Origin of the sequence: Pseudomonas sp. NFACC41-3 (assembly GCF_900109505.1) — a bacterium.
GTDB lineage: Bacteria > Pseudomonadota > Gammaproteobacteria > Pseudomonadales > Pseudomonadaceae > Aquipseudomonas > Aquipseudomonas chlororaphis.
The window spans coordinates 767987-784861 of the sequence record NZ_FOAE01000002.1 but is presented as its reverse complement, the minus strand read 5'-3'; the positions used below and the strand labels follow the sequence as shown (position 1 = coordinate 784861).

The following is a 16875-nucleotide window of genomic DNA, read 5'->3' as shown; positions in this document are numbered from 1 at the left end:
CAGCACAAGACGACAACAACGAACTCACAGATTAAGAAGAACAGCATGCGCACATTGATGATCGAACCGCTGAGCAAAGAAGCCTTCGCCCCCTTCGGTGACGTGATCGAAACCGACGGCAGCGATCACTTCATGATCAACAACGGTTCGACCATGCGCTTCCATCGTCTGGCTACCGTGGAAACCGCCACGCCGGACGACAAGGCGATCATCAGCATCTTCCGCGCCGACGCGCTGGACATGCCCTTGACCGTCCGCATGCTGGAGCGCCATCCGCTGGGCAGCCAGGCTTTCATTCCGCTGCTCGGCAACCCCTTTCTGATCGTGGTCGCGCCACTTGGCGATGCACCTGTATCGGGCTTGGTCCGCGCCTTTGTCAGCAATGGCAGGCAGGGCATTAATTACCATCGCGGCGTCTGGCACCACCCGGTGCTGACGATCGAAAAGCGGGATGACTTCCTGGTGGTTGATCGCAGTGGCACAGGCAACAACTGCGATGAGCATTTCTTTGAAGAGGATGAGTGTTTGATCCTCGCCCCCCACCAATAAGAGAAGGTCTGATCACTCGACAACAAGGGTGACAGGCGAGAGGTAAAGACTGTGGAAGCACATCTGTTGGAATGGCTCAACCTGAGCGTGCGTTGGGTTCACATGATCACTGGCGTGGCCTGGATCGGCGCGTCGTTCTACTTCGTCTGGCTGGAAAACAACCTCAATCGCGTCAACCCCAAGGACGGCCTGTCGGGCGACCTCTGGGCAATCCACGGTGGCGGCATCTATCACCTGGAGAAATACAAACTGGCCCCACCGTCCATGCCGGAGAACCTGCACTGGTTCAAGTGGGAAGCCTACTTCACCTGGATGTCGGGGATCGCCCTGCTGTGCCTGGTGTTCTACTACAACCCGATGCTCTACCTGGTAGCGCCCGGCAGCGGCCTGACCGGCCCTGAAGGCGTGGCCATCGGCATCGGTTCGCTGATCGCCGGCTGGTTCGTCTACGACTTCCTCTGCGACTCGCCCCTGGGCAAGAAACCCGCCCTGCTCGGCTTCATCCTGTTCGTGCTGTTGATCGCCGCGGCCTATGGCTTCAGCAAGGTGTTCAGCGGTCGCGGCGCCTACCTGCACGTCGGCGCCATCATCGGCACCATCATGGTCGGCAACGTGTTCCGCATCATCATGCCGGCCCAGCGCGCGCTGGTGGCCGCCATCGCGGAAAACCGCACGCCGGACCCGACCCTGCCGGCCAAGGGCCTGCTGCGTTCGCGCCACAACAACTACTTCACCCTGCCCGTGCTGTTCATCATGATCAGCAACCACTTCCCGAGCACCTACGGCAGCCAGTACAACTGGTTGATCCTGGCCGGGATCGCGGTGCTGGCGGTGCTGGTACGTCACTACTTCAACACCCGCCACGACAGCCACAAGTTCGCCTGGACCCTGCCGGTCGCCGCCCTGGGCATGATCTGCCTGGCCTACGTCACCGGCCCCGCGCAAATGGCCAACAGCCCGGAAGTGGCCAAGGCGCCGGCGAAGATCGAGTACCAGCCACTGCCGGAAACTGCCATTGGCGGCGGCGCCAAGCCCGAAACCGCAGCAACTCCAGCAGCTCCGGCGACTCCCGAAGTGGCCCCGGCACAAGCGTCCACGGCAACCCAGGGCCCGACCTTCGACAAGGTGCACAACGTGATCCAGGAACGTTGCACCGTCTGCCACTCGGCCAAGCCCACCAGCCCGCTGTTCAGTGCCGCGCCGGCCGGCGTGATGTTCGACACCCCAGAGCAGATCAAGCTCCAGGCCCCACGCATCCAGGCCCAGGCAGTCGCCAGCCAGATCATGCCACTGGGCAACATTACTCAGATGACCCAGCAGGAACGTGACCTGATCGGCGCCTGGATCAACCAGGGGGCGCGCACCAACTAGTACCGCGATGCCCGACGACCGCTATCGCGGGCAAGCCTCGCGCCTGCAGCATGTGTGTTGCTTCTGTAGGAGCGAAGCTTGCTCGCGATCAACCGCCACGCGGTTGGCCTGCTGCAAAAAAGCTGTTCGCAACCACACAGCTTTCTAATCACAAGAATAAGAAGATCCGAGGTGTTGCATGTCCGCGTTAAACGAACCGCGCATCCCCGACGCACCCGCCATTGCGCGACTGCCTCTTTTGCAACTGATTCTGGTCGGGTTGCAACATGTTCTGTTGATGTACGGAGGCGCCATCGCGGTGCCTCTGATCATCGGACAGGCCGCGGGTCTGAGTCGTGAAGAAATCGCCTTCCTGATCAATGCCGACCTGCTGGTCGCCGGCATCGCCACCCTCGTGCAATCCCTCGGCATCGGCCCCATGGGCATCCGCATGCCGGTGATGATGGGCGCCAGCTTCGCCGCGGTGGGCAGCATGGTGGCCATGGCCGGCATGCCGGGCATCGGCCTGCAGGGGATCTTTGGCGCGACCATCGCCGCCGGTTTCTTCGGCATGCTCATCGCGCCCTTCATGTCCAAGGTGGTGCGCTTCTTTCCGCCCCTGGTCACCGGCACCGTCATCACCTCCATCGGCCTGTCGTTGTTCCCGGTCGCGGTGAACTGGGCGGGCGGCGGTAGCCACAATGCCGAATTCGGTTCCCCCATCTACCTGACCATCGCCGCGCTGGTGCTGGGCACAATCCTGCTGGTGCATCGGTTCATGCGCGGTTTCTGGGTGAACATTTCCGTGCTGATCGGCATGGGCCTGGGCTACGTGCTCTGCGGTCTGATCGGCATGGTCGACCTCAGTGGCATGGCCCAGGCACCCTGGGTGCAGGTGGTCACTCCGCTGCATTTCGGCATGCCGCAGTTCCATCTGGCGCCGATCCTTTCGATGTGCCTGGTGGTGGTGATCATCTTCGTCGAGTCCACCGGGATGTTCCTCGCCCTGGGGAAAATCACCGGCCAGGAAGTCACCCCGCGCATGCTCCGCCGCGGCCTGCTGTGTGATGCCGGCGCCTCGTTTTTCGCCGGTTTCCTCAACACCTTCACCCACTCTTCGTTCGCCCAGAACATCGGCCTGGTGCAGATGACCGGCGTGCGTTGCCGCTCGGTGACCATAGTCGCCGGCGGCCTGCTGATCGTGCTGAGCCTGCTGCCCAAGGCGGCTTTCCTGGTGGCCTCGATTCCCCCGGCGGTACTGGGTGGCGCGGCTATCGCCATGTTCGGCATGGTGGCGGCGACCGGGATCAAGATCCTCCAGGAGACCGATATCGCCGACCGGCGTAATCAACTGCTGGTGGCGGTGAGCATCGGCATGGGCCTGATTCCGGTGGTCCGCCCGGAGTTCTTCGCCCACCTGCCCTTGTGGATGAGCCCGATCACCCACAGCGGAATCGCCATGGCCACCCTCAGTGCGCTGGCCCTGAACCTGCTGTTCAACATCCTGGGCGGCACCGAACGGGCCGCCAGCAACGCCCGACACGCCCACCAGCATTGAAGCCTGGACGGGGCGGCCCGATAGCCGCCCCTGCTTGACCGTCGATACCCGAAATACACGCACGACAGGCAGACCCGGCACCGCGCCCGGTCGCAGTCGGCGGCTGCCTGCGCCTTGACAATAAAAACAAACAGGGAGCAACACGATGAGACATGCACACGCACGCCTGCTGCTCGGCGGCGCACTGCTGGCCACGACCCAGGTCATGGCCGGCGACCTACTGCTGTGGCAGACCAACAGCCTGACGTACCTGTATGGCAAGAACTTCGCGATCAACCCGTCGATCCAGCAGACGGTGACCTTCGAACACGCCGACCGTTGGAAATACGGCGACACCTTCCTGTTCGTCGACAAGATTTTCTACAACGGCGAGGAAGACCGTAACAAAGGTCCCCACGCCTTTTACGGCGAGTTCAGCCCCAGGCTGTCGTTCGGCAAGATCCTCGATCGCTCATTCGCCTTCGGCCCGGTCAAGGATGTGTTGCTGGCCATGACCTACGAATATGGCGAAGGCGACAGCGAGGCCTATCTGATCGGCCCCGGTTTCGACCTGGCCGTTGCGGGCTTCAACTATTTCACCCTGAACTTCTACCGCCGCCAGACCGAAGGCCCGCGCCCCGGCGACGGTGTCTGGCAGATCACTCCCTCCTGGTCCTACAGCATTCCGCTGGGCCGTTCGAACCTGTTGATCGACGGCTACCTGGACTGGGTGGTGGACAACGACCGGAACGACCGCGGTACCTACCACGCCAACCTGCATATCAACCCGCAGATCAAATACGACCTGGGCAAGGCCCTGCGCCTGGGCGAAAAGCAGCTGTATGTCGGTCTCGAATACAGCTACTGGAAAGACAAATACGGCATTCAGAACAGCGCCAACCTGGACACCAATCAGAACACCGCCAGCCTGCTGGTGAAGGTGCATTTCTAGAATGACCGGCAAACGTGCCCCAAAGTTGTTTCAAGTGCGCTATTGCAGAGCACTTGAGCAAGGCCGTGGGAGTCAGTATTCTCCGCGGCCGCCTGAATCCGGTGAAAAAAAAAGGCCGGATTTAAAACCTGACCGGAAAGCCAACTTATCCCGGCCTCTGGGAAGTACCAAGGCGTACCGAGTTAAAACCGAATTCACTCTCGATCGACTGTATTCGTACAGGCGCGCGGGAGTTTTTGCGCTTTTTTTTTCGCCTTGGCTCAGCTCTTGCTATCAGCAACAAAGCTGACCGATCGGATGATTTTTCAGCCACTAAAAGGTGCCACACCAGAGCACCGGCTTTTAAAGAAAAACGTGGAACCACTTACTTTTTGGGAGCAACCGAATGAACCGCATCTGTAAAGGCCTGATGCTTGCCGGATCCTTGCTGGCAGGGGCCCAGGCCACCGCCGGCGACCTGCTGCAATGGCAGAACAACAGCCTGACTTACCTCTACGGCAAAGACTTCGCGATCAATCCAGAGATCCAGCAGACCGTTACGTTCGAACATGCCGATGCCTGGAAGTACGGCGACAACTTCCTGTTTATCGACAAGATCTTCTACAACGGTAAAAAAGACGGCAACGTCGGCCCGAACACTTATTACGGCGAGTTCAGCCCGCGCCTTTCGTTCGGCAAGATCTTTGATCAGAAGTTGGAGTTCGGCCCGATCAAGGATGTATTGCTGGCCATGACTTACGAGTTCGGCGAAGGTGATAACGAGTCCTACCTGATCGGTCCGGGCTTCGACCTGGCAATCCCCGGGTTCGATTACTTCCAGTTGAACTTCTACAACCGCCAGACCGAAGGCAGCCGTGCCGGCGACAATGTCTGGCAGATCACTCCGGTCTGGTCCTACACCATTCCCGTGGGCAGTTCTGACATCCTCATCGACGGTTTCATCGACTGGGTGGTGGACAACGACAAGAATGCCAAAGGCGAGTACCACGCCAACCTGCACATCAACCCGCAGATCAAGTACGACCTGGGCAAGGCGCTGAAACTGGGCGACAAACAGCTGTATGTCGGTATCGAATACGACTACTGGAAGAACAAGTACGGGGTCAAGGACACCCCCTACTTCGACACCGACCAGAACACCGCCAGCCTGCTGCTCAAGTACCACTTCTGATGCAGTGAGCGCCGTTCCCGTGCTGGCCGCGGGAACGGATTACATCGAATAAATCGATAGCAACGTGCCGATATTCGCAACCATCGATCAGTTGAGCTGGCATAGCATGTCGCTCATTCCAACCTGATCAGGAGTTGCATCGATGACTCAATTTCGCACAGTACTCAGTGTCCATACCGGCCAGCCCGCTTCGGACGGCGCCGGCGTCAGACTGACCCGGGTCTTCGGTGGCCAGGGTGTCGAGCGCTTCGACCCGTTCCTGATGCTCGATGAATTCGGCTCGGAAAACCCCGACGACTACATCGCAGGTTTCCCGCCCCATCCCCATCGCGGCTTCGAAACCGTCACCTACATGCTCGAAGGTCGCATGCGCCACGAGGATCACCTGGGCAACGTCGGCCTGCTGGAAGGCGGTGGCGTGCAATGGATGACCGCCGCCAAGGGCATCATCCACAGCGAGATGCCGGAACAGGAAGAAGGCGTGATGCGCGGCTTCCAGCTATGGCTGAACCTGCCGGGCAAGCACAAGCTCGACAAGGCCGGCTACCGGGACATTCAACCCCAGGACATCCCCCGCCTGACCACCGCCAATGGCGTGGAAGTGGTGGTGATCGCCGGCCGCTTCGATGACGGCCAGGCGCAGCAGACCGGCGCCGTCGAACGGCCGGACACCGAGCCCCACTACTTCGACCTGCGCCTGCCTGCGGGCGCCAGCATCAGCCCGCGCCTGCCTGAAGGGCATCGGGCCCTGCTGTACGTCTATGAAGGTCAGATCGACCTGCCCGGGCATCCGCAACCGGTCGCCAGCAGCAAGCTGGTGCGCCTGTCCGACCAGGGCGAGATTCAGTTGAGCAGTGCCGACGGCGCCCGTGTGCTGTTGATCGCCGGCAAGCCGTTGGGCGAGCCGATCGTGCAGTACGGACCGTTCGTGATGAACACCCGGGAAGAGATCGAGCAGGCATTGCGGGATTTTCGCGACGACAAACTGACGGCTTGAGCCACGCAGGCTCAAAACCGCTATCGAGGGCAAGCTCGCTCCCACACAGAGGCAAGTTTTCTGTGAGGGCAGGCTTACCCTCGATGCATTTAGACGGTCGCGACTTCTGCCGCCAACCCCAGGAACCGCCGCAGCTCGTCGCGCTTGGCCAAGGCATCGCTGCGCCCCAGCTCGATCAACTCGCTGCAATATCCCGCCTCGAACAGCAGGTAACTCAAGACCCCGGCACCGCTGGTCTTGGTCGCCCCCGGCCCGCGCAGGAACAGGCGCAATGCCGCCGGCAGCTCATGCCTGTGACGCGCGGCGATCTCGTCGATCGGCTGGCTGGGTGCGATCACCAGCACCTCCACCGGCGCCACGCCCAGGGTGCGGACGGGCGTGCCCGACGGCAGCAGATGACTGAACTGGTTGAGTCGCTGCAAGAGCTCGATGTCGCTCTCCAGGCTGTCAATGAACGTACTGTTGAGCATGTGGCCACCGATCTGCGCCAGCGTCGGCTGCTGCCCGGTGTAGCTGCGTTGCTGGGGCGCCTGTGGATCGATGCCACGGGGGTTGCCGCTGACCCCGACCACCAGCACCCGGCTGGCCCCCAGGTGCAACGCCGGGCTGATGGGCGCCGATTGCCGCACCGCGCCGTCGCCGAAAAACTCCTGGTCGATTTTCACCGGCGCGAACAGCAGTGGAATCGCCGAGCTGGCCAGCAAGTGCTCGACCGTGAGTTCGGTGGGCAGGCCGATACGCCGATGGCGCAACCAGGCCTCGATGGTGCCGCCGCCCTGGTAGAAGGTTACCGCCTGGCCCGATTCATAACCGAAGGCCGTGACCGCCACCGCCTGCAGATGCTTTTGCGCAATGGCATGACGAATACCGGACAGCTGCAGCTTATCGTTCAACAACTGCCGCAGCGGCGCGCTGTTGAGCAGCGCCACCGGGACCGGCGCGCCCAGGCCGAGCAGGCTGTGGCCGACGAACCGGGTAGCCTGGCGGATCACCCCGGGCCAGTCGCTGCGGATCACCTGATGGCTGCGAAAGCCCTGCCAGAACGCCGTGAGACGCTCGATGGCCGCGGTGAAATCCAGCGCGCCGCTGGCCAGGCTGACCGCATTGATCGCCCCGGCCGAGGTCCCGACTATCACCGGGAAGGGATTGCTCGCCCCCGCCGGCAGCAATTCGGCAATCGCCGCCAGTACTCCCACCTGATATGCCGCACGAGCCCCGCCGCCGGAAAGAATCAATCCTGTGACCGGTTCCGCTGGGCTCATCGCTACACTCCATGGCGCTGATAAAGGGCTTTCAATCTAGGCTCTGTACGAAAAGTGGCTACGCGCTGGGCGCCTTCGGCGCTACGCAGGCCATGCTGCGTTAAAAACAGGCTCGTGCGCGAGTCCGATCGGAATGCTCATTTAGGCCCCTAAAGTCGAATGCGACCCCAGCCGTTCCTCGCCTGTTTTTGCCTTGCCTGACCTTCGCTCGCCGACTTTTCGTCCTAGAGCCTAACGCGATAATTTCAACCGCGCTTCTTATACAGCTTCGGCTCGCCTGGCGGGCGGCTCTTGAAGCGCCGGTGCGCCCACAGGTACTGCTCCGGACACTCGCGCAGCACGCCTTCGATCCACTGGTTGATACGCAGGCAATCGGCCTCTTCGGTCTCACCCGGGAAATCCTGCAACGGCGGGTGAATCACCAGCCGATAACCACTGCCATCGGCCAGCCGCTGCTGAGTGAAAGGCACCACCAGGGCCTTGCCCAGCCGGGCGAACTTGCTGGTGGCGGTGACCGTAGCCGCCTGGATGCCGAACAGCGGCACGAATACGCTCTGCTTGGCGCCGTAATCCTGGTCCGGTGCGTACCAGATGGCCCGCCCGGCGCGCAGCAGCTTGAGCATGCCGCGCACGTCTTCACGCTCCACCGCCAGGGAATCCAGATTGTGCCGCTCGCGGCCACGACGCTGGATGAAATCGAACAACGGGTTCTTGTGCTCGCGGTACATGCCGTCGATGGTGTGCTGCTGGCCCAGCAAGGCGGCGCCGATCTCCAGGGTGGTGAAGTGCAGGGCCATGAGGATCACGCCCTTGCCTTCCAGCTGCGCCTGCTTGAGGTGCTCCAGGCCTTCGACATGGGCCAGGCGCGCCAGGCGGGGCTTGGACCACCACCAGCTCATGGCCATTTCGAAAAAGGCGATGCCGGTGGAGGCGAAGTTTTCCTTGAGCAGGCGCTTGCGCTCGGCGGCGGACTTTTCGGGGAAACACAGTTCCAGGTTGCGCTTGGCGATCCGCCGGCGCTCACCGGCCACCCGGTACATCAGCGCGCCCAGGGCACGACCGATCCACAGCAGCAACGGATAAGGCAGCTGGACCACCAGCCATAGCAGGCCCAGGCCCAGCCACAGCGGCCAAAAACGGGGATAAAGAAATGCAGCTCGAAAACGCGGGCGATCCATTACAGATTCCGGACAGACAACAAGGTCGCGCATTCTACATCGGTTCGACCCGGCTTGCGGCCCGCGGGCGTTCTCGTTATAAGTCTCGGCACTTTTAGTGACAAGCCGCTTTATGCCGACCATGAGCCAAACCGAATCGCAAGACCTGGATCCTGTGTTCCAGTTGAAGGGCAGCATGCTGGCCATCACCGTGCTGGAACTGGCCCGCAACGACCTCGAGGGCCTCGATCGCCAACTGGCGGCGAAGGTCGCGCAAGCCCCGAATTTCTTCAGTAACGCCCCGCTGGTGCTGGCGCTGGACAAGCTGCCGGCCAGCGAAGGCGCCGTCGATCTGCCCGGCCTGATGCGCGTCTGCCGTCACCATGGCCTGCGCACCCTGGCGATCCGCGCCAGCCGCATCGAAGACATCGCCGCGGCGATCGCCGTCGACCTGCCCGTGCTGCCGCCTTCCGGCGCCCGGGAGCGGCCGCTGGAACCGCAGGAAAGCGAAGCCCGGAAAAAGCCTGAAAAGCCGCCTGAGCCGACCATCAAACCCACCCGCATCATCACTTCGCCAGTACGCGGCGGGCAGCAGATCTATGCCCAGGGTGGCGATCTGGTCGTGACCTCCTCGGTCAGCCCGGGTGCGGAACTTCTGGCCGATGGCAACATCCATGTATACGGCCCGATGCGCGGTCGAGCGCTGGCCGGGGTCAAGGGAGATACCAAGGCACGGATTTTCTGTCAGCAATTGAGCGCTGAACTGGTGTCCATCGCCGGCCAGTACAAGGTTTCCGAGGACCTGCGGCGCGATCCGTTGTGGGGTGCCGGGGTCCAGGTCAGCCTGTCGGGTGACGTGTTGAACATCACACGTCTTTAACGGATACTGCCGCATTTTCCAAGCATCTCTAAAACGTAGCGAATACGGCTCAAACGAAGTAGGAGCAGGTGTTAACCGACCTCCAGCCAAGGCTGTCCGACTGCAGTAGTTTTCAAGAGATGTTTTTCAGGGGCTAAAAGTCCTTTTTCCTTAGGGGTGAAACACCTTGGCCAAGATTCTCGTGGTTACATCCGGCAAGGGTGGTGTGGGTAAGACCACCACCAGCGCCGCTATCGGTACCGGCCTCGCTCTGCGCGGCCACAAAACAGTCATCGTCGACTTCGACGTCGGCTTGCGTAACCTCGACCTGATCATGGGTTGCGAACGTCGCGTGGTGTATGACTTCGTCAACGTGGTCAACGGCGAAGCCAACCTGCAGCAAGCCCTGATCAAAGACAAGCGCCTGGAAAACCTCTACGTACTGGCCGCCAGTCAGACCCGCGACAAAGACGCGCTGACCCAGGAAGGCGTGGAAAAAGTGCTGATGGAGCTCAAGGAGACCTTCGAATTCGTGGTCTGCGACTCCCCGGCCGGTATCGAGAAAGGTGCTCACCTGGCCATGTACTTCGCCGACGAAGCGATTGTCGTGACCAACCCGGAAGTCTCCTCGGTACGTGACTCCGACCGCATGCTGGGCCTGCTGGCCAGCAAGTCCAAGCGCGCGGAAAACGGCGAAGACCCGATCAAGGAACACCTGCTGCTGACCCGCTACAACCCTTCGCGTGTCAGCAACGGCGAAATGCTTGGCGTCGAAGACGTCAAAGAGATTCTCGCAGTAACGCTGCTGGGCGTGATTCCAGAATCCCAGGCAGTACTCAAGGCTTCCAACCAAGGCGTTCCGGTGATTCTCGATGACCAGAGCGACGCCGGCCAGGCGTACAGCGATGCTGTCGACCGTCTGCTGGGTAAAACCGTGGAACACCGGTTCCTTGATGTTGAGAAGAAGGGATTCTTCGAGCGCCTGTTTGGAGGTAGGTAATGAATCTTTTTGACTTCTTTCGTGCCAGCAAAAAAGTAAGCACCGCGTCGGTAGCGAAAGAGCGTCTACAGATCATCGTGGCGCATGAACGCGGCCAGCGCACTACCCCTGATTACTTGCCTGCCTTGCAGAAGGAACTGGTGGAAGTCATCCGCAAGTACGTCAATATCGGGTCCGATGACGTGCATGTCGCCCTGGAAAACCAGGGCAGCTGCTCGATCCTGGAACTCAATATCACCCTGCCTGATCGCTAATCGATTCGGCTGGAGCCACGGCGGCTCGGTCCCTCGGCTTTTCTACAGGAGCACACATGCTCCTGTAGAAGCCGGGTCGATCGAGCCGCCGTTGGCGTTTGTTACGAGGCTGTTTTAATGCCGCTGTCGAATATCCGCATCATTCACCAGGACGCCGCCGTCCTGGTGGTGGACAAGCCCACCCTGCTGCTCTCCGTGCCCGGCCGGGCCGATGACAACAAGGATTGCCTGATCACCCGCCTGCAGGAAAACGGCTACCCGGAAGCCCGCATCGTCCATCGCCTGGACTGGGAAACCTCCGGCATCATCCTGCTGGCCCGCGACCCCGATACCCATCGCGAACTGTCCCGGCAATTTCACGACCGCGAGACCGAAAAAGCCTACACCGCCTTGTGCTGGGGCCAGCCGGAACTGGACAGCGGCAGCATCGACCTGCCACTGCGCTACGACCCGCCGACCAAACCGCGGCACGTGGTGGACCACGAATTCGGCAAGAACGCCCTGACCTTCTGGCGAGTGCTGGAACGCTGCGGCGACTGGTGCCGCGTCGAGCTGACCCCGATCACCGGGCGCTCGCACCAGCTGCGGGTGCATATGCTGTCCATCGGCCACCCACTGCTGGGCGACGGCCTGTACGCGCATCCGCAAGCGCTGGCCGCCTGGCCACGCCTGTGCCTGCACGCCAGCATGCTCAGCTTCACCCATCCGCAGAGTGGCGAACGCCTGCGCTTCGAGTGCCCGGCACCGTTCTGATCAATAGCGGCCACCGTAGCGGGACGCCCCTCGATTGAGGGGCATATACGGAAAAATCTGATCAAAATTAAAGATTAATCCGAATAATTTGTTATGAATTTGTGAAAAAAATATTAAAATAGTGGCTATTCGACATTAAGGCAGGAAGCCCTCGTGCTCAGCAGTCAGCCATTTCAACGCGATTACCCCTTCACCTTCTGCTTCCTGAATACCACCCTGCACCTTCGCGAAAAACCTTCGGCAGACGCCTGCGCAGCCCTCGAACAACTCATCCGCCAACGTCACGCACACAAACAGACCCGCGCCAGCGCCCCCTTGGCGACCGGCCAGACACCGCTGTTCGCCAAGGTGCAGCCCCTGGATACGCTCAAGGCGAAAGTTCGCGTCACCCTGGGCAAGCCCCAGCGCAACGGTCGCTTCGACTGGCCGCTGGAAGAACTGATCAACACCGTCGAAGCCCAGCGACGCGGCGTACAGATGTCCGACCTTGAAGGCTTCGGCTATACCCGGGATCGCCTGGGGCTGGTACAGGAATACTTCATCCTTACCCGCCTGCTGGATGATTACGTCGACGGCGTACAGTGGTTGCGCAACAATCCGGACAAGATCGAGCCTTTTATCCGCGATGCATTCGGCCTGCTGCACTCCCTCGCACAAAAGAACATCACCCACATGGATTTCTGGGCCGGCAATATCATGATCAGCCCCCAGGCTCCGCTCAAGGCCATCGACTTCGAGAACTGCTTCGCGACCATCACCCCCCACGCCAGCGAAACCCTGGGTTTTCAGTTGGGTTTCTTCTATCGCCGCGAAGTCTACAAACTGATCACCGAAGCGCAGTACGATGCGCTGGTGAAGGAATACCTCGATCAACTGCCGGGCATTTGCGCAGAGAAATTCAATGAGGTTTACCAGGCCAGCAAGCATGAATATGTAGGTCGCAAGCAACGCCGCGAAGTATTCCTCAAAGGCAACCTGATCACCGGTTGAGCCGTTTTCCCTGCCGCGATGAATGTTGTCTCCCTCAACGGCATTGCGCCTGCAATGCCGCGAGCCGATACGGTAAACTCGCGCCACTGCTGTCTGGAGTTACTTATGCGCGAAGAGTTGAACCAGGGCCTGATCGACTTCCTCAAGGCCTCCCCTACCCCTTTCCATGCAACCGCCAGCCTCGTACAACGCCTGGAGGCCGCGGGCTACCAGCGTCTCGACGAGCGCGAGCCGTGGACCACCGAAGCCAACGGTCGCTACTACGTCACCCGCAATGACTCCTCCATCGTGGCCGTCAAGCTGGGGCGGCATTCGCCTTTGCAAGGCGGGATCCGCATGGTCGGCGCGCACACCGACAGCCCGTGCCTGCGGGTCAAGCCGCAACCAGAGCTGCAACGCCAGGGCTTCTGGCAACTGGGTGTGGAAGTCTATGGCGGCGCCCTGCTGGCGCCCTGGTTCGACCGCGACCTGTCGCTGGCCGGCCGCGTCACCTTCCGCCGCGACGGCAAGGTTGAAAGCCAACTGATCGACTTCAAGGCACCCATCGCGATCATCCCCAACCTGGCGATTCACCTCAATCGCGAGGCCAACCAGGGCTGGGCCATCAATGCCCAGACCGAGTTGCCGCCGATCCTCGCGCAGTTCGCCGGCGACGAGCGGGTCGACTTCCGCGCGGTGCTGACCGACCAGCTGGCCCGCGAACACGGCCTGAGCGCCGATGTGGTGCTCGATTACGAGCTGAGCTTCTACGACACCCAAAGCGCGGCGGTGATCGGCCTGCATGGCGACTTCATCGCCGGTGCGCGCCTGGACAACCTGCTGTCCTGCTACGCCGGCCTGCAAGCCTTGCTCAACGCCGACACCGAGGAAACCTGCGTGCTGGTCTGCAACGACCACGAAGAAGTCGGCTCCTGCTCGGCCTGTGGCGCCGACGGCCCGATGCTCGAGCAGACCCTGCGCCGCCTGCTGCCCGAAGGCGACGAATTCGTGCGTACCATCCAAAAGTCGCTGCTGGTCTCGGCCGACAACGCCCACGGCGTGCACCCCAACTACGCCGACAAGCACGATGCCAACCATGGCCCGAAACTCAACGCCGGCCCGGTGATCAAGGTCAACAGCAACCAGCGCTACGCCACCAACAGCGAAACCGCCGGTTTCTTCCGCCACCTGTGCATGGCCGAGGAAGTGCCGGTGCAAAGCTTTGTGGTGCGCAGCGACATGGGTTGTGGCTCGACCATCGGCCCGATCACCGCCAGCCACCTGGGCGTGCGCACCGTGGATATCGGCCTGCCGACTTTCGCCATGCACTCGATCCGCGAACTGTGCGGCAGCCACGACCTGGCCCACCTGGTGAAGGTCTTGAGCGCGTTCTACGCCAGCCGCGATCTGCCGTAAGCCCCGTGTAGCCGCTGCCGCAGGCTGCGAAAAGCCCGAAGGGCTTCAGCGATCTCAAGATCCTGCGCCTGTTTTTACAGGTGATCGCAGCCTGCGGCAGCGGCTACAGGGTGCCGCAGCATTTCTGATACACATCAACCCGAACCTCGCCAAAGCCACCTAGACTTAGGACTACCCCCTTCCGACAAGGCTGTCGCCATGATCTCGATGTCTTCGTTCCACGCCATGCTCATTCCCATTCTCTCGGGAATGATCCTGTTGGCCATCGGCTACAACTTCCGCGACAAGAACGCCGGCATCTTCAGCATGTGGGCCGGTATGCTGCTGATCCTCGGCACCGTGATCTACAAGATCCTCGCCAAACTCGCCGAATAAATCCGCCGTCCAGGCTCGCATTGGTATTGGCTGCCTCGTACACTCGGTCGATCCGCTTTTTCTGAGGTTGACCGCCCAGTGTTTGCTCGTCTTTCCGTTCTGCCCTACTGCCTGTTTCTCTGTCTCCTGACACTATTGCCGCTGTCATCGGCCCAGGCAGTGGGTCTGCCGGGCCTGCTCAACAGCGGCAAAACCCAGCCACAAGCCGAGCAGCCCCTGGGGCAGTCGCTGGATGAAGTGATCAAGTCCCTGGAAAACGACCAGCAACGCACCCAGTTGCTGACCGACCTGAAAAAGCTCCGCGACGCCACGAAGAAGGCCCAGACGCCCGCCGAAGAAGGCGTGCTCGGCCTGATCGGCGGCACCCTCTCCAGCTTCGAAAAACAGTTCTCCGGCGCCGACAGCCCGATCACTCGCTGGTCGAACGAATTCGATCAGGCCCAGGATGAACTGGCGGCCCTGATGCTGCCGGCCAGCGAATGGCTGCCGATCATCTTCGCCTTCGCCCTGATCCTGATGGTCTGGAGCCTTCTCGCCGCGACCCTGATCTGGCTCAGTCACCGCCTGCGCGAGCGTTTCGGCCTCACCGAAGAACTGCCGCAACACCCCAAGACCTGGGACCTGCTGCGCTTCGCCCTGCGCAAACTGGGGCCCTGGCTGATCGCGCTGATCATGACCGTATACATGACCTACAAGCTGCCATCGTCCCTGGGCAAGGACCTGGCCATGGTCCTGGCTTACGCGCTGGTGGTCGGCACCTGCTTCTCGGCGATCTGCGTGATCGCCTTTTCCGTGCTGGACGGTCCGAACCGTCACCGCGCGTTGTACATCCTGCGTCGCCAGGCGTTCCGGCCGTTGTGGTTGATCGGCAGTTTCGCCGCCTTCGGCGAGGCCTTGAGCGACCCACGGCTGATTGCCAGCCTGGGCAGCCACCTGGCGCACACCGCGGCCACCTTCGCCAATGTGATGGCGGCCTTGTCCACCGGGGTATTCATCCTGCGTTTCCGCCGGCCGATCGCTCACCTGATCCGCAACCAGCCGCTGTCCCGCCGCCTGACCCGCCGCGCCCTGAGCGACACCATCGAGATCATCGGCACCTTCTGGTACCTGCCAGCGCTGGTGCTGGTGGCCATTTCCCTGTTCGCCACCTTCATTTCCGCCGGCGACACCAGCACCGCGCTGCGCCAGTCGCTGATCTGCACCGTGCTGCTGGTGCTGTGCATGGTGATCAACGGCCTGGTGCGCCGCCATTCCCTCAAGCCCCAGCGCGGGCACAAGCGCCATGCCCTGTACTCCGAGCGCCTCAAAGGCTTCTTCTACACCCTCGCCCACCTGCTGGTGTGGCTGGTGTTCATCGAACTCGGCCTGCGGGTCTGGGGCATGTCGCTGATCCGCTTCACCGAAGGCGATGGCCACGAAATCAGCGTCAAGCTGTTCAGCCTGGGCGGCACCCTGCTGTTCGCCTGGCTGATCTGGATCCTCAGCGACACCGCGGTGCACCACGCCCTGACCCGATCGCGCAAAGGCCTGGCCAATGCCCGGGCGCAGACCATGATGCCGCTGATCCGCAACGTGCTGTTCGTGGCGATCTTCATCATTGCCCTGATCGTCGCCCTGGCGAACATGGGCATGAACGTCACGCCGCTGCTGGCCGGTGCCGGTGTGATCGGCCTGGCCATCGGTTTTGGCGCCCAGTCGCTGGTGGCCGACCTGATCACCGGCCTGTTCATCATCATCGAGGACTCCCTGGCCATCGACGACTACGTGGACGTCGGCGGCCACCTGGGTACCGTCGAAGGCCTGACCATCCGCACCGTGCGCCTGCGGGACATCGACGGCATCGTGCACACCATCCCGTTCAGCGAAATCAAGAGCATCAAGAACTACTCCCGGGAGTTCGGCTACGCGATCTTCCGGGTGGCCATTCCGTACAACATGGACATTGACGAAGCCATCAAACTGATGCGCGATGTCGGCCAGAAGATGCGTACCGACCCGCTGCAACGGCGCAACATCTGGTCGCCGCTGGAGTTCCAGGGGGTGGAAAGCTTCGAGTCCGGCAACGCGATTCTGCGCGCCCGTTTCAAGACCGCGCCGATCAAGCAATGGGAAGTGTCACGGGCCTTCAACCTGTCCCTCAAGCGTCACCTCGACGAAGCCGGAATGGACCTGGCCACGCCACGCATGAGCGTGCAAGTGATCACCGCCGGCGGCGGACCCCAGCAAGAGGAGTAAGGCGTCCGGCCGCGCCTCGGCAAGGGCGCGGTCGCACTC

Annotated in this window: 16 protein-coding genes; 14 read left to right on the top strand and 2 right to left on the bottom strand. The window is 61.6% G+C overall.

What is annotated here, in order from left to right; translation table 11 throughout:
- Positions 1-45: 45 nt before the first annotated feature.
- From BMY68_RS13070 to BMY68_RS13045, 6 genes are all read left to right on the top strand, one after another.
- Positions 46-549, top strand: a complete 504-nt coding sequence (locus BMY68_RS13070) for an ureidoglycolate lyase (protein WP_007921785.1) — start codon at positions 46-48, stop codon at positions 547-549.
- A gap of 51 nt (positions 550-600) precedes the next feature.
- Positions 601-1920 (top strand): urate hydroxylase PuuD, encoded by a 1320-nt coding sequence (locus BMY68_RS13065; protein ID WP_085531833.1) that lies wholly within the window; start codon positions 601-603, stop codon positions 1918-1920.
- Between the two features lie 178 nt (positions 1921-2098).
- Positions 2099-3457 carry a nucleobase:cation symporter-2 family protein gene (locus BMY68_RS13060; protein WP_085531835.1) on the top strand — a complete coding sequence of 453 codons (1359 nt, stop codon included), beginning with the start codon at positions 2099-2101 and terminating at the stop codon, positions 3455-3457.
- Between the two features lie 145 nt (positions 3458-3602).
- The gene (locus BMY68_RS13055; protein ID WP_085531837.1) at positions 3603-4388 is read left to right on the top strand and encodes an outer membrane protein OmpK; all 786 of its coding nucleotides are present in this window, start codon (positions 3603-3605) and stop codon (positions 4386-4388) included.
- 385 nt (positions 4389-4773) lie between these two features.
- Positions 4774-5559 (top strand): outer membrane protein OmpK, encoded by a 786-nt coding sequence (locus BMY68_RS13050; RefSeq protein ID WP_085531839.1) that lies wholly within the window; start codon positions 4774-4776, stop codon positions 5557-5559.
- A gap of 142 nt (positions 5560-5701) precedes the next feature.
- Complete coding sequence (locus BMY68_RS13045; RefSeq protein WP_085531841.1) at positions 5702-6556, top strand: pirin family protein; 855 nt, start codon at positions 5702-5704, stop codon at positions 6554-6556.
- An 89-nt stretch (positions 6557-6645) separates the two neighbouring features.
- Here the strand turns inward: BMY68_RS13045 and BMY68_RS13040 are convergent, their stop codons facing one another.
- Together BMY68_RS13040 and BMY68_RS13035 are read right to left on the bottom strand one after the other, a co-directional pair.
- Positions 6646-7818 carry a patatin-like phospholipase family protein gene (locus BMY68_RS13040; protein WP_085531843.1) on the bottom strand — a complete coding sequence of 391 codons (1173 nt, stop codon included), beginning with the start codon at positions 7816-7818 and terminating at the stop codon, positions 6646-6648.
- A 245-nt stretch (positions 7819-8063) separates the two neighbouring features.
- Positions 8064-8996, bottom strand: a complete 933-nt coding sequence (locus BMY68_RS13035) for a lipid A biosynthesis lauroyl acyltransferase (protein ID WP_038576968.1) — start codon at positions 8994-8996, stop codon at positions 8064-8066.
- Between the two features lie 121 nt (positions 8997-9117).
- On the opposite strand from BMY68_RS13035, the gene minC reads away from it, so the two are divergent.
- From minC to BMY68_RS13000, 8 genes are all read left to right on the top strand, one after another.
- Positions 9118-9855, top strand: coding sequence for a septum site-determining protein MinC (gene minC / locus BMY68_RS13030; RefSeq protein WP_085532517.1), 738 nt, complete (start codon positions 9118-9120; stop codon positions 9853-9855).
- Between the two features lie 166 nt (positions 9856-10021).
- On the top strand, positions 10022-10834 hold the full coding sequence (minD, locus tag BMY68_RS13025; protein WP_007928664.1) for a septum site-determining protein MinD: 813 nt from the start codon (positions 10022-10024) through the stop codon (positions 10832-10834).
- The gene (gene minE / locus BMY68_RS13020) at positions 10834-11088 is read left to right on the top strand and encodes a cell division topological specificity factor MinE (RefSeq protein ID WP_007928666.1); all 255 of its coding nucleotides are present in this window, start codon (positions 10834-10836) and stop codon (positions 11086-11088) included. The genes minD and minE overlap by 1 nt, the downstream gene beginning before the upstream one ends.
- A 117-nt stretch (positions 11089-11205) precedes the next feature.
- A complete protein-coding gene (locus BMY68_RS13015) occupies positions 11206-11841 on the top strand; it encodes an RluA family pseudouridine synthase (protein WP_007928667.1) in 636 nt (211 codons plus the stop codon).
- Between the two features lie 153 nt (positions 11842-11994).
- Positions 11995-12831 (top strand): hypothetical protein, encoded by an 837-nt coding sequence (locus tag BMY68_RS13010; protein WP_062825008.1) that lies wholly within the window; start codon positions 11995-11997, stop codon positions 12829-12831.
- Between the two features lie 105 nt (positions 12832-12936).
- Positions 12937-14226: a M18 family aminopeptidase gene (locus BMY68_RS13005; RefSeq protein WP_085531845.1), complete on the top strand. Its 1290-nt coding sequence runs from the start codon at positions 12937-12939 to the stop codon at positions 14224-14226.
- A gap of 198 nt (positions 14227-14424) precedes the next feature.
- Entirely contained in the window at positions 14425-14601 is a 177-nt protein-coding gene (locus tag BMY68_RS29890) for a hypothetical protein (protein WP_007927853.1), read from the top strand.
- Between the two features lie 78 nt (positions 14602-14679).
- The gene (locus BMY68_RS13000; RefSeq protein WP_085531847.1) at positions 14680-16836 is read left to right on the top strand and encodes a mechanosensitive ion channel family protein; all 2157 of its coding nucleotides are present in this window, start codon (positions 14680-14682) and stop codon (positions 16834-16836) included.
- The last annotated feature ends 39 nt before the right edge of the window (positions 16837-16875 follow it).

What these genes read in the sequence shown, in the direction of transcription:
- BMY68_RS13055 (WP_085531837.1), top strand. Translation starts at nt 3,603, where the DNA reads ATGAGACATGCACACGCACGCCTGCTGCTCGGCGGCGCACTGCTGGCC.
- minE (WP_007928666.1), top strand. Translation starts at nt 10,834, where the DNA reads ATGAATCTTTTTGACTTCTTTCGTGCCAGCAAAAAAGTAAGCACCGCG.
- BMY68_RS13050 (WP_085531839.1), top strand. Translation starts at nt 4,774, where the DNA reads ATGAACCGCATCTGTAAAGGCCTGATGCTTGCCGGATCCTTGCTGGCA.
- minC (WP_085532517.1), top strand. Translation starts at nt 9,118, where the DNA reads ATGAGCCAAACCGAATCGCAAGACCTGGATCCTGTGTTCCAGTTGAAG.
- BMY68_RS13040 (WP_085531843.1), bottom strand. Translation starts at nt 7,818, where the DNA reads ATGAGCCCAGCGGAACCGGTCACAGGATTGATTCTTTCCGGCGGCGGG.
- BMY68_RS13060 (WP_085531835.1), top strand. Translation starts at nt 2,099, where the DNA reads ATGTCCGCGTTAAACGAACCGCGCATCCCCGACGCACCCGCCATTGCG.
- BMY68_RS13015 (WP_007928667.1), top strand. Translation starts at nt 11,206, where the DNA reads ATGCCGCTGTCGAATATCCGCATCATTCACCAGGACGCCGCCGTCCTG.
- BMY68_RS13045 (WP_085531841.1), top strand. Translation starts at nt 5,702, where the DNA reads ATGACTCAATTTCGCACAGTACTCAGTGTCCATACCGGCCAGCCCGCT.
- BMY68_RS13005 (WP_085531845.1), top strand. Translation starts at nt 12,937, where the DNA reads ATGCGCGAAGAGTTGAACCAGGGCCTGATCGACTTCCTCAAGGCCTCC.
- BMY68_RS13035 (WP_038576968.1), bottom strand. Translation starts at nt 8,996, where the DNA reads ATGGATCGCCCGCGTTTTCGAGCTGCATTTCTTTATCCCCGTTTTTGG.
- BMY68_RS29890 (WP_007927853.1), top strand. Translation starts at nt 14,425, where the DNA reads ATGATCTCGATGTCTTCGTTCCACGCCATGCTCATTCCCATTCTCTCG.
- BMY68_RS13070 (WP_007921785.1), top strand. Translation starts at nt 46, where the DNA reads ATGCGCACATTGATGATCGAACCGCTGAGCAAAGAAGCCTTCGCCCCC.